12 protein-coding genes and 2 pseudogenes are annotated in these 13,976 nt (G+C 59.0%); 7 read left to right on the top strand and 7 right to left on the bottom strand.

What is annotated here, in order from left to right; genetic code table 11:
* Nucleotides 1-442: 442 nt before the first annotated feature.
* Nucleotides 443-793 (bottom strand): hypothetical protein, encoded by a 351-nt coding sequence (locus NKH16_RS34000; protein WP_352903832.1) that lies wholly within the window; start codon nucleotides 791-793, stop codon nucleotides 443-445.
* 113 nt (nucleotides 794-906) lie between these two features.
* Here NKH16_RS34000 and NKH16_RS33995 point away from each other — a divergent pair, with 113 nt between their 5' ends.
* The 3 genes from NKH16_RS33995 (at nucleotide 907) to NKH16_RS33985 (ending at nucleotide 2,958) form a co-directional block, all read left to right on the top strand.
* Nucleotides 907-1,068, top strand: a complete 162-nt coding sequence (locus NKH16_RS33995) for a DUF6894 family protein (RefSeq protein WP_352903830.1) — start codon at nucleotides 907-909, stop codon at nucleotides 1,066-1,068.
* A 449-nt stretch (nucleotides 1,069-1,517) separates the two neighbouring features.
* On the top strand, nucleotides 1,518-1,973 hold the full coding sequence (locus NKH16_RS33990) for a YybH family protein (protein WP_352903828.1): 456 nt from the start codon (nucleotides 1,518-1,520) through the stop codon (nucleotides 1,971-1,973).
* A 34-nt stretch (nucleotides 1,974-2,007) separates the two neighbouring features.
* Complete coding sequence (locus NKH16_RS33985) at nucleotides 2,008-2,958, top strand: 2-hydroxyacid dehydrogenase (RefSeq protein ID WP_352903826.1); 951 nt, start codon at nucleotides 2,008-2,010, stop codon at nucleotides 2,956-2,958.
* A 368-nt stretch (nucleotides 2,959-3,326) separates the two neighbouring features.
* On the opposite strand, the pseudogene ligD reads toward NKH16_RS33985, so the two are convergent.
* Both ligD and NKH16_RS33975 read right to left on the bottom strand, forming a co-directional pair.
* Nucleotides 3,327-4,002 (bottom strand): annotated as a pseudogene (gene ligD, locus NKH16_RS33980) (non-homologous end-joining DNA ligase LigD).
* Nucleotides 3,926-4,546: an ATP-dependent DNA ligase gene (locus tag NKH16_RS33975; protein WP_352903824.1), complete on the bottom strand. Its 621-nt coding sequence runs from the start codon at nucleotides 4,544-4,546 to the stop codon at nucleotides 3,926-3,928. The pseudogene ligD and the gene NKH16_RS33975 overlap by 77 nt, the downstream one beginning before the upstream one ends.
* Before the next feature lie 858 nt (nucleotides 4,547-5,404).
* Here NKH16_RS33975 and NKH16_RS33970 point away from each other — a divergent pair.
* Complete coding sequence (locus NKH16_RS33970) at nucleotides 5,405-7,954, top strand: caspase family protein (RefSeq protein ID WP_352903822.1); 2,550 nt, start codon at nucleotides 5,405-5,407, stop codon at nucleotides 7,952-7,954.
* A 919-nt stretch (nucleotides 7,955-8,873) separates the two neighbouring features.
* Here NKH16_RS33970 and NKH16_RS33960 read toward each other — a convergent pair.
* Nucleotides 8,874-9,077: a CsbD family protein gene (locus tag NKH16_RS33960; RefSeq protein ID WP_352450279.1), complete on the bottom strand. Its 204-nt coding sequence runs from the start codon at nucleotides 9,075-9,077 to the stop codon at nucleotides 8,874-8,876.
* Between the two features lie 394 nt (nucleotides 9,078-9,471).
* Here NKH16_RS33960 and NKH16_RS33955 point away from each other — a divergent pair, with 394 nt between their 5' ends.
* On the top strand, nucleotides 9,472-9,654 hold the full coding sequence (locus NKH16_RS33955) for a DUF3606 domain-containing protein (RefSeq protein ID WP_352450278.1): 183 nt from the start codon (nucleotides 9,472-9,474) through the stop codon (nucleotides 9,652-9,654).
* Nucleotides 9,655-9,785: 131 nt separating this feature from the next.
* Nucleotides 9,786-10,534, top strand: a pseudogene (gene xth / locus NKH16_RS33950) (exodeoxyribonuclease III).
* Between the two features lie 158 nt (nucleotides 10,535-10,692).
* Here the strand turns inward: xth and NKH16_RS33945 are convergent.
* From NKH16_RS33945 to NKH16_RS33935, 3 genes are all read right to left on the bottom strand, one after another.
* Nucleotides 10,693-10,875 (bottom strand): hypothetical protein, encoded by a 183-nt coding sequence (locus tag NKH16_RS33945; RefSeq protein WP_352625720.1) that lies wholly within the window; start codon nucleotides 10,873-10,875, stop codon nucleotides 10,693-10,695.
* A 384-nt stretch (nucleotides 10,876-11,259) separates the two neighbouring features.
* Nucleotides 11,260-11,571, bottom strand: coding sequence for a PilZ domain-containing protein (locus NKH16_RS33940; RefSeq protein ID WP_352903819.1), 312 nt, complete (start codon nucleotides 11,569-11,571; stop codon nucleotides 11,260-11,262).
* A 103-nt stretch (nucleotides 11,572-11,674) separates the two neighbouring features.
* Nucleotides 11,675-11,881, bottom strand: a complete 207-nt coding sequence (locus NKH16_RS33935) for a hypothetical protein (protein WP_352903817.1) — start codon at nucleotides 11,879-11,881, stop codon at nucleotides 11,675-11,677.
* 607 nt (nucleotides 11,882-12,488) lie between these two features.
* Here NKH16_RS33935 and NKH16_RS33930 point away from each other — a divergent pair.
* Nucleotides 12,489-12,980, top strand: a complete 492-nt coding sequence (locus tag NKH16_RS33930; protein WP_352903815.1) for a hypothetical protein — start codon at nucleotides 12,489-12,491, stop codon at nucleotides 12,978-12,980.
* Nucleotides 12,981-13,976 lie beyond the last annotated feature (996 nt).

Here is a 13,976-nt window from a genome sequence, read left to right as displayed (position 1 = left end):
GACCGGGCAACGGGTCAAGTAGTTCAGTGTTCAATCTGGAGGAATTGATCCTCTCAGCGGTGCGGACCATCCGTTAACCAAAAAATGCTTCTGCAAGGGACCTATGCCCAGCTTTGTCGCGCTTTGCCATGTCGGCCGAGGTTCCCCGCCTGTCGCGCAACTCGCAGGTCAGGGAATGGTTGCACAAGGCGTCAGGAATGTTTGGAAACGGGCTCCGGTAACTGGCCCATTCAGCCCTAGGCATGAGGGGACTTAGAGCGGGACGAGCCGGCTGAACACATAGTCGTAGCGCCGCACGCATTCGGGGAACAAATGCAGGCCCTCGCCGGTTAAAGACTTGCAGGGGTCGATCCGTCTCGGTGCAGCCACTGCGGGGTCCGTCGCCCATCCCTCCGAGGCGGCGGGCTCCCCTAGCAGAGCCCAGTGCCCGAGCCCCTAACCTTCAAGTCGCACGACCCAGAGCGGATGAAACTACAGCCGCTTCCGTTCCCGGCAGTTCGAACAGCATGGGCAGATGGCGACACTCGGCTTCGTCCACGATCAGCGCCTCGATAGCCGCGATGGAAAGATGGCTTTTGAGGCGCAGCCGGACAACCGCCGCGAGTTTGTGAACGGGGACCGGTACCACCCCGGCGTGATGGTCTAGCAGACTATTGATCTCAGCAACTATCTTTGGATCGACGGCGTGGGGTAGTGGTAGCATGGAAGCCTCCCCTTTCGGAAGAATAACGATACGCCGATGGGGACTATGAGTCCGGCCGCGTACGTTTTTAACCAAATGCGCGATCATCATTGGACGTCAGATCACGCTCGTTAGCGGCTGCGTGCATTAGAGCGGCGGGCGCCGGCTGCATAGCCAATCGTGAAGCAAGATGAACCTTTCCCGCATTTATTGTGTTTGTAGGGATGCCTCGCTTTTTCTTCGACTTCACCGATAACGGGCAAGTCTTCCCCGACGTCGAAGGCACCGATCTGCCCGACCTCGAAGCTGCAAAACAAGAGGCGGTAAGAGCCTTGGTCGAAATCACCAAAGATAAGCTGCCGGACGTCTCTATCGAGAGTTTGTGATGAAGGTACGCGACGAAAGCGGCCAGAGGTTCGCAGAGGCAATGCTCAAGTTTGAGCTGCGGGAGCGCTAGGGGTCTTCAAAATGGTTTCCGCCTGGGACAAGTTTGAAATAGTAGCTGCTCGATGGAATGAGCGCCGCGCGCGCGCAGACATCGAAGACCTTCGGCAAACCATCGACGAAACCCCCCGTGTAATCGCAGCTTCGCGTAAGCTGTTGGACCGGATAGCCGAAGACCACGGGGCCATCTCGTCAGAAAGCAGCTCCTCCCGCCCTACCTAGGCGCTGTTGATGCCCGCTCTGCGGTTCATTCAGAGGGCCGCAGCTGTGCTTGCGCTGTCATATCAGATAAGCCTAATGTAATCCGCCTCGCCCTTGAGCGCGCCCGCGGCGTACTCGGATTGGGCGCTATCCATCGGGTGGCCTGTGGAGCACGCAAAGGGAGGACAAAATGAGACTGGCTAAGTCATTTGCACTTGCTGCTTTGCTGCTTCTTTCGTCTGCATTGTCTGCGGCCGCCCAGTCGGCTCGCGAGGACATCGAAGCGGCGTTGGTAAAATTCATGGATGCCTTCAACAACGGAAACGCAGCAGCGGTGGGTCAAATGTATACCGAGGATGCCGCCCTGCTGCCACCCGATAGCAAGCGCGTCGATGGCCGCAAGGGCGTGGAAGAATTCTGGCAGGGCGCAATCAAGGCCGGGATGAAGAATCTCACCCTGAAAGCGCTGGAAGTGGAAGGGAGCGGGAATCTCGCCTACGAAGTTGGCGCATTTACGCTCGGTGTGCCGAGCAAAAGTGGCGACCCCTCCACCGTCGCAGGCAAGTACATTGTCGTCTGGAAAAAAGGCGACGACGGGACATGGCGTCTGCATCGGGACATCTGGAACTTGGGTGCGGCCCAATAGGGATGCCGTGACCCCTGAGACCGGGGAGGGCGAAGTGTCCGACGAACCAATAACCGTTCTGATGGTCAATGAGTACCCTGACTACATTGATGCACAAGTATGGGCTGCTGAGTTAGAACGCCGTGTGCCGCAGCTGAAGTTCAGGCTCTGGCCAGATGCCGGGGACAAGAGTGACATAGATATTGTGCTGGTCGACAAGGGCGCCAATCCTGGCTTTTTTGACGCTATGACAGGGCTAAGCGCCGTCGTCTATTTGGGGGCCGGTGTCGAGGGCATTGATCTTCAGAGCTTTCCAAAGGGTGTTCCGCTCATCAGGCTCGCAACGCGTGAGCAGGCTTCGGAAGTGGTGCAATACACCGTCCTTCGCGTTTCGTGCCAGCAACGGCATGTTGCGGCTTACATGAGTCTGCAAGCCCGCAAGCTTTGGAGTCCGATCGCGCCACGGAAGATCTCCGAGACAAGAATTGTGGTGCTGGGTGCGGGCCGGATCGGTGGCTGGGCCGCAAAGCTGTTTGCGGACTTGGGCTACGACACGGCAGTCTGGTCCCGTCATCAAAAGACGTTTCCTGGTATACATAGTTACTTTGGCCGTGCCCAGCTTGCGGACGCACTCACAAGTCGGGACTACGTTATCTGCTCACTGCCCCTGACTGGTGACACTCGTGGGATACTGAACTCCAGTGCCTTTCAAAAAATGAAGCAAGGTGCCTACCTTGTGAATGTCGGCAGGGGCGCGCATGTCAACGAAGACGACCTGATCCGCGCGCTCGACGAAGGTCAGCTTTCTGGAGCTTGTCTTGACGTGTTTGAGCGTGAACCGCTGGAGACTTCATCGCCGTTGTGGACTCATCCCAGGGTGACCATCACACCTCATGTCGCGAGCTTCTGGGTGGATTCTGGAATTGACCAGGTCGCCGATCTCTGCGGTCAAGTCGCAAGAGGAGAGCCTCTGTCCAACAAGATCGACTTCGAGCAGGGTTATTGAAGTTAATGTCATTACCCGCCGCGGCGGAATACTCTTTGCCTTTGTGTTCATTCAAAGCGCGTGGCTGCGTGAGCATACACAATACTGGGTACTTCGAGACCGCCTGACGGGCGCGGCCACACGCCTTGCGCGCCTAAGAACTTTGGATATGCTCCACTTCGGTGGGGATATGACCATGAGTGCAGTTCTCTCGATCTGGCGGCGGCGGTGCCGAAGCCTTGACGAAGCTCTAAATCGTGAGTGAGGGCCCCAGCGTCCTCGGGGAAACTGCGGACTGGCTGGCGCCATTCCTGAGCGAAGTAGTGAGACCTCCAGTCCTCGTCGCCTTGGTACGGCTCACAGCCGAGCGACGATGTTTCGCAGGCGGTTTATGTCAAAGCTCGCCAACTCTGCCTGCAAATTTGAGAATGACGCTCTTGCCGGCATCCGAGACCTGCCGCCTCCATGATGTCGCGCAGCGCCAAAGCGGCATCGATGACTTCATACCATTCGACGCCTTCGCCGGGATCGAGGTCCAGAACGACGCGATCGGCATGCTCGATGTGCGTTCCAGGGATGAAGCTCCATGACGTCCATTTCGACCAATCCGAGCAAACCGGAAAGATCATCCACCCACACGCGCACCCCTTCACCACCCTCGCGCTTCTGGACCCGCAATTGGTGCACTGCTGCGGGAATGTCCGGCAGCGGTCCCTTGTGATAGAAGATGGCCCCGAAGGCATGGCGAACCAGCTTCAGCGGCCGCCGGCCAAGATGAACCAACGCCTGATCGGCAACCCGTTCCCAGTAGCCGGCGAGCTCTTCTTTGGAGGGTGAGACCGCATCGGGCAGCAGCTGCAGGATGTTCTCGCGCGGGACGCCATGGTTCCGGTCCAGCCGTCGCTTCGACCGTGCGGGCGGTTTTGCCTGGATAGGCACGAGGTCTTCGCGCAATCCCTTGAACACCGCCTCGCGCAAGATGCCGCGATCAGTCACGCCAGTGAATTGCACCTCCGCCAGAACGTCTGGTCTGACCCAGCTCGCTTTGGGCTTGTCGACAGGCAGTGACAGCGGCGCCTTGTCGATGATCAGGGGGCCCCTCCAGGCCCATCCTGCAGGCGTGAGCGAACATGTCGCTGCGGCTTACCTTGAGGTGCTCGGCATAGGTCAATCTCGGCGCTGTATCGCTCAGCAGCTTCTCCAGCGCGGCCTTGCGCTCAATCAGCGGCTGCTGGCGAAGGTCGCGCCCGCTAAGTGCAGAAGATCGAATGCATAGAAGATAAGCCTGGGCGAGTTCGGGTTGCCCAATTCCCCGCTGCAAGGCTTGATAGTCCGGCAGACCCGTGTCGCCGAGGACAACGGCTTCGCCGTCGATGATCGCAGACCTTATCGGCAGGCTCGCCGCGGCTTGGACAATGCTCTTGTGGCGATGCGACCAGTCATAGCCGCGACGCGTGAAGGCTCGTGCTCTTCCCCCCTCGACGATGAGTTGGATCCGGTAGCCATCGTACTTTATTTCGTGAAGCCATTCGCCGTCTTCGGCAGCTTTGGCCACCAGGGTGGGTGATTGAAACTCGATGAAGGAAAGCCGGTCCTTTGCGCTACTCATGAATCTGCGACTCCAGAAATCGACTCAAGCCGCAGGACGAGCCTCGGTTCCGGCCATTTTAGGAAAGTTGCATAAAAGCTGGCTCGGCCGTCAGATCCTAGATGGACCACACGGTCCTTTGGTGAAAATTCAGTTCGTGATCTTCGCGTCGACTCCGAAGACGCGATGGCCAACGATGTGTGGCGGACCAGCTGCGTCGGTCGCAACCTCCAACCTGTCATGCACTCGGGTCCCAAGGCGGAGCATAGCAAGCTGATCGCAGCAGAAGCCGAGGGGCGATGACCCTGGCTCAACGCCGTTCGGTGTTTTCGCTTCCGGTCAGTTGGCTCGCGCCGCCTAGGTTGTTATCGCATGATCGTCGACGGAGATTGCGGCAAGGGTTCGCTCCATGCTCTCAGCACGTATTACAAGAACACTAAGCGAATGACGTCGGCCACCCAGCCGGCCGTTGAACTTCTGGGGGGGCTCTTTTTGCACTCCGGCCGAGTCCGAGTCTGCAAAGAGCCTGTGACCGTACTGCAGAGGCCCAGGCGAGCAACTGTCGCCTCCGATGTCGCGGAGCAAAGGGTGCTCCCAGCCGAAAAAATGCCAAAAACTCGCAGCCGCAATCCTCGCCTCCCGCAGCTGCTCCTCCCGATATCAGTGGCGGAATTGGATTGGCGGTAGCCTGGAGGTGTGACAGACGTTGCAGACACTCGGTCCCTGATGTAATTTAGCATTCGATCAAGTGAGGAATATGCCCGCCGTCGAGACGGCTTTTCTCTCTTTCCGTCTCGGCGGATTGCCTGCTCTGTGACGGACCTTGCTAGCACATGCCGTATTCTTGTGGGCGAGGCAATAGCGTTCAAGGGAATTGCCATGCTCCGACTTTGCGGAATCATCGCAGCCTTCCTCTTCGCGAGCTTCACGACCTTTGACGCTTGCGCCGACCGAAGAGTCGCCTTTGTCATCGGCAACTCGGAGTACCGACAATTCCCCGCACTCAAGAACCCGGCCAAGGATGCCGAGGACGTGTCAAAAACCTTTCGACTCGCAGGGTTCGAGGTCTTCGTCGCAAGCGATCTGACGAAGCTGCAATTCGAGGAACAGTTCCGCAACTATCTTGCCGCCGCAGACGGCGCAGAACTGGCCGTCATCTACTACTCCGGCCACGGTTTTCAGATCGGCGGCGAAAATTTTCTGATCCCGGTCGATGCCTCCTTGAAGCAGGCGGCGGACATCGAAGTCCAGGCCATTAAGCTCAACGATGTGCTGGAACAGTTACGCTCGAAATCAAAGATTCAGGTGATCATACTCGATGCCTGCCGCAACAATCCGTTCCCACGCAAGAATTACTGGCTGAGAGACCAGCTCATCACTGCCGGCAATACCGGGCTCGCACAGGTGAGAAGCTCGCTGAACACCTTGATTGCCTTTGCCACCGAACCCGGGGCGGCGGCTTATGACGGCGCCGGCGAACTCAGCCCGTTTTCGGCGGCGTTTTCCCGTCGCGCGCTGGCCCCGAACCAGGAGATCCGCACCGTGATGGCGGCGGTGCGCCGTGATGTGGTCGAGGCCACAAACGGCCTCCAGGTTCCCTGGGAGAACTCATCGCTGATCGACGAAGTCGTCCTGATGCGCCGCAGCAATCGACCATCGCTGCCGCCCGTGCTGGAGAAGGTGGTGCTGTCAGGAGTCGGACCCGTCGACTTAGGCTTGCCTGAACCGGTCGATGTCGATGGTGGCACGATTACCCTGAGCATCGAAAGACCGCCCGCCCTGGGGCGTTTGATGCTGGACGGCAAGGCTGTTGAGTTGGGCGTGCCGATCCAGGGCAAGGATCTGCCGCGCCTGCAGATGGATGTTCCCAAGGGAGTCGCCCCGCAGGAAGAGGTCGACATGCTGGCCTATGCGACGCATGACAACTGGGGCGGCCAGACCCAAGGCATCGTCGTGTTTCGGGTGAAGAGCGGTGAAGGCGCGCAAGGCGAACAGATCATGGCTTCGCTCGAGGCCGAGCAGAAGCAGCAGGTGCTGGAGCGTGGCATTCATATAACCGGTGCGGCCGAGGCGATCGAGAACCGCGACATCGACGTGCCCGTGGGCGTGGGTCCAGTTGCGCTGAATCTGGATTTCCCGACCGATGATTCCGCCGTCAGCCTTAAAGTATCGAGTTATCCGGCAACGGGAACGCTCTCGCTGCCCGATCGAACCCTGTCGCCGCAGTCGAGCCTGATGGCCGGAGAGGTCGACCGGCTGCGCTATGAACCGCAGATCGGCGCAGAAGCCAAGGTCGAGGTCGGCTTCGAAATCCGGGCGGACAGCAGCTCATCAAAGCCCGCCACGATGAAACTGTCGCCGACGATCGATCCGTGCGACACGGCTGCCGGCGAACCTCTCGATCTGCAAGGCGTCAGCCCCGGCCTGCTGCCGAATGAAATTGGCGCTAGCGCGGTTGAGCTTTGCGAGGCCGCGGTAAAGGGTTATCCGGAAGTCCCGCGCTTCCGCTATGAACTGGGGCGGGCGCTGCTTGCGGCAGGCAAGGTCGAAGAAGCCAAGACAGCCGTCGAGGAGGCGGCCAGGAAGGGACATGTACGCGCCGTGTTCGAACTCGGCTACATGTATGCGACCGGAGCCGGCGTGGCCCTGGACCGCACCCAGGCCAATGCCCTCTACGCGGCGGCCGCCGACAAAGGCGATCCCTACGGAATGACGTCATGGGGTCGCGCCTTGTTCAATGGCTATGGCGTCAAGCCCGACACCGGCAAGGGTTTGGACCTGCTGCTCAAGGCGGCAGCGATGGGGCACACCTATGCCATGAACGATCTGGCCGCGATCTTCACTGAGGGCCGCAACGGCGTAACCGCTGACCCGGCCCGCGCTGTTGCCTTCCTGCAAGCCGGTGTCCAGCGGCAGGACATGTATTCCATGAACCTGCTCGGGCGCAATTACTTGTCCGGGCAGGGCGTGGACAAGGACCCCAAAACGGCGTTAGCGCTATTTCAGAAGGCAATCGATCTCGGTCAGCCGTATGCGCCCGGCAGCCTCGCACGCATGTATCGGGATGGTGTCGGTGTGGGACGGAGCCTCGCAGAAGCGCAAAGATTCTTCGAAATTGGGATCGCTCGGGGAGATCCGTCCGCAGCTTACGATCGCGCGGCCCTCGAAATGCAAAAGGGCGACAAGGCCGATCAGGCCCTTGCCGTGCGCTTCCTTGCGCTTGCCGCCGCACTTGACGTGCGCAAGGAACTGCCGGATGCCCAGAGGACGCTGGCAAAGTTCGGACCGAAGCCAAAAACAGCGGCGTTGAAGCAACTGCGACATGAACTGAAATCGAAGCTTCCCGCGTCCGGTTCACAAGACACTCAACTGGTTAACGCGGCCAGACGAGTCTGGGAAGAAGCCAATCCGCGTCGGGACTTGTTCTGACCAAGGAGGAGACAATGGCGAGCAGAGTATTGAAACACGCAATACTTGGAACAGCGTTATCCGGCTTCTTGGCGGGCCTCATGGGCTGCACTTCCCTGGTTCCGAGAGTTGAACCGACGCCGCTGGTCGAAACGCCCCAGCCGAAGATTCTCCGCCGGGTGCCTCCGCCGAAGGTCGTCAAGCCTGTTCGCAAACAAAAAACCGCGAAGAAAGTGATTATACCGGTTGAGGACGAGCCTGTTCCTGCGCCTGTCATTCCTTCTGGTGGCGGTGGCGGCGGCGGTGGAAGCGGGGGAGGCGGCTGGGGTTGATCAGGTCAGACTGAAGAAGGATTGCATGAGCTTGGCATCCGATGGCGCTTTCTGATCCTACCAGACTTGCCAGTCGTCATCGACATCCCGCCGAACACGACAAAAGACGGCAGGGAGAACCGGCCTCTGACGGAAATGGGTGAAGTCGTCCTCAGGCCTCGGTCAGGAAGGCGGCGAGCTGGCCGCACCATGCCGGACGAGGCTGACCCGCTAGCTTTGACGATGAGACGTTGGCTGCCTTCGTGAGGGAGTCACGCCGGCCGGGCGCAAGATCGTCATGCTGCAATACCGGACCAATGCCGGCGTCCGCCGTAAACCCTCGATCGGGAAGTCCGGTGATTTGACGGTCGAGCAAGCTCGAAAAATCGCCCAGGACTGGCTCCTTCCTTATTCGATCGTGGCGAACTTGAGCTTCGAGGCGAGGTCAGCCACTTCGACGAGAACGCCCGAAAGGATTTGGGGAACGCTGCTGGGCACTTACAATCCCAGCGGCCGGGTCAGACCGCTGGCTGTCTCAACACAAGCCGGGTTGACCTTGCAACTGCCAGCGCACCAAGGAGCGCCGAGGGAACAGCACCTCTTCCTGTAGATGACGGCCTGATGCGATCCTACCAGACTTGCCGATCATACCAATCGTCAATATCCTGCCGAACGCGGTCCCTTTCGATACCGTAGCGTTCCTGGATCTTGCCTTCGAGCTGATCGCGATTGCCAGCGATGCGATCAAGATCATCATCGGTAAGTTTGCCCCACTGTTCCTTGATCTTACCCTTGACCTGCTTCCAGTTTCCTTCGACGCGATTCCAGTCCATGACATATCCTCCATTGTTTTACACAAGGCGAAACGGTCGTCCGGCCAGGGAGTTCCGGGAGGAAGATCTCTGATGTTCACGTCTCCAGTTGGGAAGGTGACGACGCCAATCAGGAGATGGTGGGCCTTTGGGGAGGCGTCGACCTCCCCGAGCGGAGCGTGACGTGTTGAGCGAGAGGAGCACGGCTGCGCATGATCATCCATGTCGAAATCGCCCACCCAAGCTTCGAGCCGCTAGGCTCGCCCCGCGGTAGCGACGTGCCGGATCCGAATACATGGGCTCATTCGATACCCTGCCTGGGAGCTGGCTCCGTGGCACGCGCGTCGCCACGATTGAACCGGAAGGGTCCGGCCGCGTTGTCTGGTGACTGGTACGGCGATTGTTGTAGATAGAAATGGCGAACACTGGCACAACGCGTGGACGCGACCAGGACCGGCCAAGGGTCGCTGGTGGGCAGGACCACGAAATGAAATATGAGGCGAGCAAAACCGGCGCCAGCAAAGCTGACGTCAAGTCGGCGGTGAAGTCGGTCGCCAACACTCGCAACAAAGTCGACGACAAGCTGGGCAGGAAGTGAGGCTCGGCCGCACAGACGCTGGCGAAGTTGCAACATCAGGAGCTCGAGGTTCAGCGCAGGGGATAGGCCACATTGCCTATGACCGGCTGCCGCGAGGTCCTCCTGAGAGGGCATGCATCGCTACCTTCAATATGAACGGCGTCAACGGCCGACTGCCTGTGCTCCTGAAGTGGTTAGGCGAAAGCGACTACGATATCGTTTGCGTGCACGAATCGAAGACGTCGGAGGACAAGTTTCCTATCGATGGATCACAGAGGCGGGTTACGGCGCGATCTGGCAGGCCAGAAATCCTACGACGGTGTGGCGATCCTGGCCCGAGGAATGGAACCTGTGGAACGCCGACGCGGCCCTGCCTGGCGATACTGACGACACTCACAGCCGCTATATTGAGGCCGAGGTGGATGGGGTCGTTGTGGGCTGTCTCTATCTGCCCAATGGCAATCCAGCGCCTGGCCCAAAGTTCGACTACAAGCTGCGCTGGTTCGATCGTCTCATCAACTACGGCCAGCACTTGCTCGAATTGGGGCACCCAGTGTTCTCTGCGGCGACTATAACGTCGTTCCAACCCAAATCGACGTCGTGGTGCCAAGGCGATGGCTGGGCGTTTCGGTCTATTTCCCGGAATGCCGGCAGGCCTATGCTAAAGGTGGTCGAAGGGCTGGATCGATGCCGTCCGGCGCATCCATCCGGAGAAGGGCATCTACACCTATTGGAATTTCTCCTACTGGGGCGGCTACGATCGGAGTTCGGCCTGCGAATGGACCATCTTCTTGTGAGCCCCTCCCTTTCCGACCGGCTGCGCAGTGCCGGCGTGGATGTCGACATGCGCGGCTGGGAGAAGCCAAGCGACCATGCCCCGGCCTGGATCAAGCTCTATTGAACCGCGCGAACACTGATGATTAAGCCGGATTGTCTCGAAATCATAGGCTTGGCGCGCCGTTCCAGACCGGGATGCTGTTGTCCAGCCGGGCGATGTCGCCTGCACGAGCGAATTCGAAGGGGCGTTTGACGAGTATATTGTACCGGGTCGGCGCGCAGCTAGGCTGCCTTCTTAAGCTCCGCCACCTGAACGCCAAGCCGGAACGCCTGACCATCTGCAAACGAGCGCGCGTAGCTCTCGGATGCAAAAGGGACGGTGGTGGTGGTGCCATTGACCGTCACGCGAACCGACCAGTCTTTGTCTCTGACGATTTCAACGGCATGTCGCTCATGCGGAGCCATGCATTCCTCCCAGAACCTTACGTTGTAGGAGGGAGGATAGCGTCGCAACACTCGTTTGCATGCAAATAATCCGACACCGCGATGTCGAAATGTCAAAACAGCGCACAGCTAGTCTAGGCGAACTTAAGTCGATGTGGTCGCCTTGAGCTGTTCAAGGTGGTCTCTTGGCGAAGTTAAAAAGTGCGATGGCAGTTTCTTCAGCCGTCCAGCCTTGCTCGATGCAAGAGGACACCAGAGCCGTGAAAGCGGTTTCAAGGACGGCTGCGCCGTTCACGTCCTGTCCAGGCTGTTCTCGGCAAGAGTGTGCGGTGCAACTTGTGCTGTTTGGGACATGAAAAATAACTGGCAGTGCCAGAAAAATTCTGACTTTCATCTTGCCATCGGTCAGCCGTAGTGAAGTTTCGGTTTTGGCTCGGTGCCGGTGAATTTGACGCCGATGCGGTCGTTGCGGCGCCAGCGAACCTCCGATCGATAGGCAACTCCATCGACTGACACGTAGAGCAAGAAGCGATCGGGAACCCGGGCATCGGGCGCGACCTTCAGCTCAGCGCCCCCCTCATGCTGATTGCGCAAGGTGCAGCTGATCTCGGAATTCTGGATCCCGGTGATGATCGTCCCGCCCTTTAGCACACGTTGGCGGCGCTCGCGCCGATGCTCGTCGGAATTCTCATCAACTGGGTTCGCGGTGTTTGCCATCGATAAATGTCAGATCAGCTGAATTCGCCCCTAGGCATACCGAACACAGGCGCGCAGCAATGGATGGTCATGCTGCCTTATTACGTGACATTACAGGGCATGCTCAGGTGAATCTGTCGGGTCGCGCAGAAAAAGGCAATGATCTAGCAAAGGTCCCGCGTTTGCCGACATGCCGATCAACACGGTTTCCAAGCTTCTGGTCGACGCCGCCTAAATACTGACCTTCCGGCAGACAGGCCCAGTAGCCGTCGAACTCCACCTCGTCTATCCAGGCGTCGCCCTCGGGCAGCTTCTCGATCAAGGTCGGCATCAAGGCTCAATGAACTCCAGCCAGCTGGTGCCTGCGCCTGCCCACCTACGCAAGGAACCGAGTCTGGATCGTGAGATCCGGCGGCTAGGGCAACAGAACATAATCAGATTACCAAAATTAGCAATGATGCATGAGATGGCCTATAACTTGCGCAACCGGCGAACGACCCAATTGCCGCTAGTTAGCGCCAGCGGCCGCTGGTCACCCCCCGATTGGCTGCCGGGCCGTTCCTATCAAATCGCTACGCTCGATTGATCGGCTACTCGCGACTATCGAAAGCCACCAACAGGTCAAGCGCCGCAGCGACTTCGAGGATAGCCTCGGTTATATGGTCGTCGCATACTGTCAAATCAGGCGCAGACTGCCGAACGTGGTATAATGCGGCTTTGACCGAGACGGTGTCCCCCCGGTCCGCCCTGTTGAGGATTGCGGCAATCGCCTGTTCTAGAACTGGACCGACCCATTGGACGATGCTCATCCACCTTCCCCCCCGGGAACGCTAGCGTCAAAAATAACGTGTTCGAGGCCGGAACGCAACCGATGGGCGAAATCGCGACTATTGTTCGGTCTAATCGTTGCGCATCCGCAAAGGAGACCGAAGGCAAACATGCCGCAGCAGAGCCAAGGGCGAGGAATCGTCTCAGAAGGCTCATCGTTGTCAGAGTTACAAAAGTTGAACTTCATCGGGGAACACTCTGTCTGTCTGTCTGCCTGTTGGATTTACAGCGCACCCCGCGCATTCAGACAGGAGAAAGAAGATGAAACGCATCCTTTGGCTTCGACCGTGCTGGCGGTGTCGGCGGGGCTTTCCTTCGCCCAGACGACGAGCGGGACCTCAACGAGCGGAACCTCGACCACGACAACCATGCCCAGCACGACGGATCAGGGCACCGGCGCGACGAGCAGCGGCACCAACATGTCCGGCGATCAGGGCACCGACACGACCACCACCAGCGGCACCACAAATCCGAACTCGGCCAGAGACTGCGCGCCCGGCCAGCAGACTGGCAGCGCTCAGCAGGCGGCGCCAGGTCAGCAGGACACGACAGCCAAGACCGCCGCGCCGGGCCAGGTGAAAAAGACCGACGAAGGTTGCTGATTGGCACATCGGCTCGGTACGCGCGCTCCTTCTTTGAGCAGAACGACGAATGGGCCGTCCAAGCCAGATACATGACACTGGAAACCATCAGTCAAATGAGCGATGATCCGCTCATCAGCCTGCCAGCGGTGGCACGCTGATCATCCCGGCCCCATGCCGGAGAGCGCGGCGACCAAGCCGTCAGCTCCACCACATCCTGGGACACGATCTGAAAATGGGTTTAGCCAAAGACTTGTCTAATGTTGCGCTCACATTCAATTGTCCGGATTGCTCCTATCCGGCAGTAAGGAAAGGCTCTGCACTAAGAACGATCGCGCACTTCAGATGCCACCGGTGCAACGCCAAGGTGCGGATCACTTATCAGCAGAAGCTAGCAATCTTCGAAAAGCACAGACTATCGGCCGCCCAGGTGGCGGTGCGACAACTCAACTCTGCTTTGCGGTAATCCTAGGCGGCTTTGCCTAGGGGTCAAGCGCGGCATGGCCGGTGTCACCCTAAATCTGATCCCAGAAGTCCAGCAGCGAGGCGTTGCGTAGCCCCTCTTCGCTGTGCAGATGCTTTACGGGGCCAATCAGCCCCGGCTTGGCCCATTGGGTGGCTGGGCGCTTCATGCCCCTTTGGCGGCGGCCCGGCATGCTCCTGGCCCCGCTTCCGTAGCCGCTCGCGGATCGCTCGGGTGCGGATCTCACCCACGAGGGCGAATGCCGGCTTGCCAGCTCGCTCAACGCCGAGCAGCTGGTCGCCGGACTTTGTGCAGGTCGGGGCTAAAGAGTGACCATAGCAAATGGAGTGAAATCCTTAGTCGTTCCTTCATTCATCCTGGCTTAAATATTTCCATGGAATGGGGTGCCCGCATCTTGAGGCGGTTTGTTAGCCGTCTGCGACAAACAGGCGAGAGCGGCAACGTTGCCACTATTTTTGCTCTGTCTTTGCCGATTGTCGTCGGCGGTGCGGGCCTCGGTATCGAGACTTCCTATTGGTATTACAGCAGCCTGA

Origin of the sequence: Mesorhizobium sp. M1307 (genome assembly GCF_040318155.1) — a bacterium.
GTDB lineage: Bacteria > Pseudomonadota > Alphaproteobacteria > Rhizobiales > Rhizobiaceae > Mesorhizobium.
The sequence above is the reverse complement of the archived record's forward strand: the minus strand, read 5'-3'. Positions and strand labels throughout refer to the sequence as shown.

Coding starts and splice junctions, on each gene's coding strand:
- NKH16_RS33970 (WP_352903822.1), top strand. CDS start 5,405: ATGCTCCGACTTTGCGGAATCATCGCAGCCTTCCTCTTCGCGAGCTTC.
- NKH16_RS33995 (WP_352903830.1), top strand. CDS start 907: ATGCCTCGCTTTTTCTTCGACTTCACCGATAACGGGCAAGTCTTCCCC.
- NKH16_RS34000 (WP_352903832.1), bottom strand. CDS start 793: ATGATGATCGCGCATTTGGTTAAAAACGTACGCGGCCGGACTCATAGT.
- NKH16_RS33930 (WP_352903815.1), top strand. CDS start 12,489: ATGCCGCAGCAGAGCCAAGGGCGAGGAATCGTCTCAGAAGGCTCATCG.
- NKH16_RS33935 (WP_352903817.1), bottom strand. CDS start 11,881: ATGCCGACCTTGATCGAGAAGCTGCCCGAGGGCGACGCCTGGATAGAC.
- NKH16_RS33975 (WP_352903824.1), bottom strand. CDS start 4,546: ATGAGTAGCGCAAAGGACCGGCTTTCCTTCATCGAGTTTCAATCACCC.
- NKH16_RS33960 (WP_352450279.1), bottom strand. CDS start 9,077: ATGGACTGGAATCGCGTCGAAGGAAACTGGAAGCAGGTCAAGGGTAAG.
- NKH16_RS33940 (WP_352903819.1), bottom strand. CDS start 11,571: ATGGCAAACACCGCGAACCCAGTTGATGAGAATTCCGACGAGCATCGG.
- NKH16_RS33955 (WP_352450278.1), top strand. CDS start 9,472: ATGGCGAACACTGGCACAACGCGTGGACGCGACCAGGACCGGCCAAGG.
- NKH16_RS33990 (WP_352903828.1), top strand. CDS start 1,518: ATGAGACTGGCTAAGTCATTTGCACTTGCTGCTTTGCTGCTTCTTTCG.
- NKH16_RS33945 (WP_352625720.1), bottom strand. CDS start 10,875: ATGGCTCCGCATGAGCGACATGCCGTTGAAATCGTCAGAGACAAAGAC.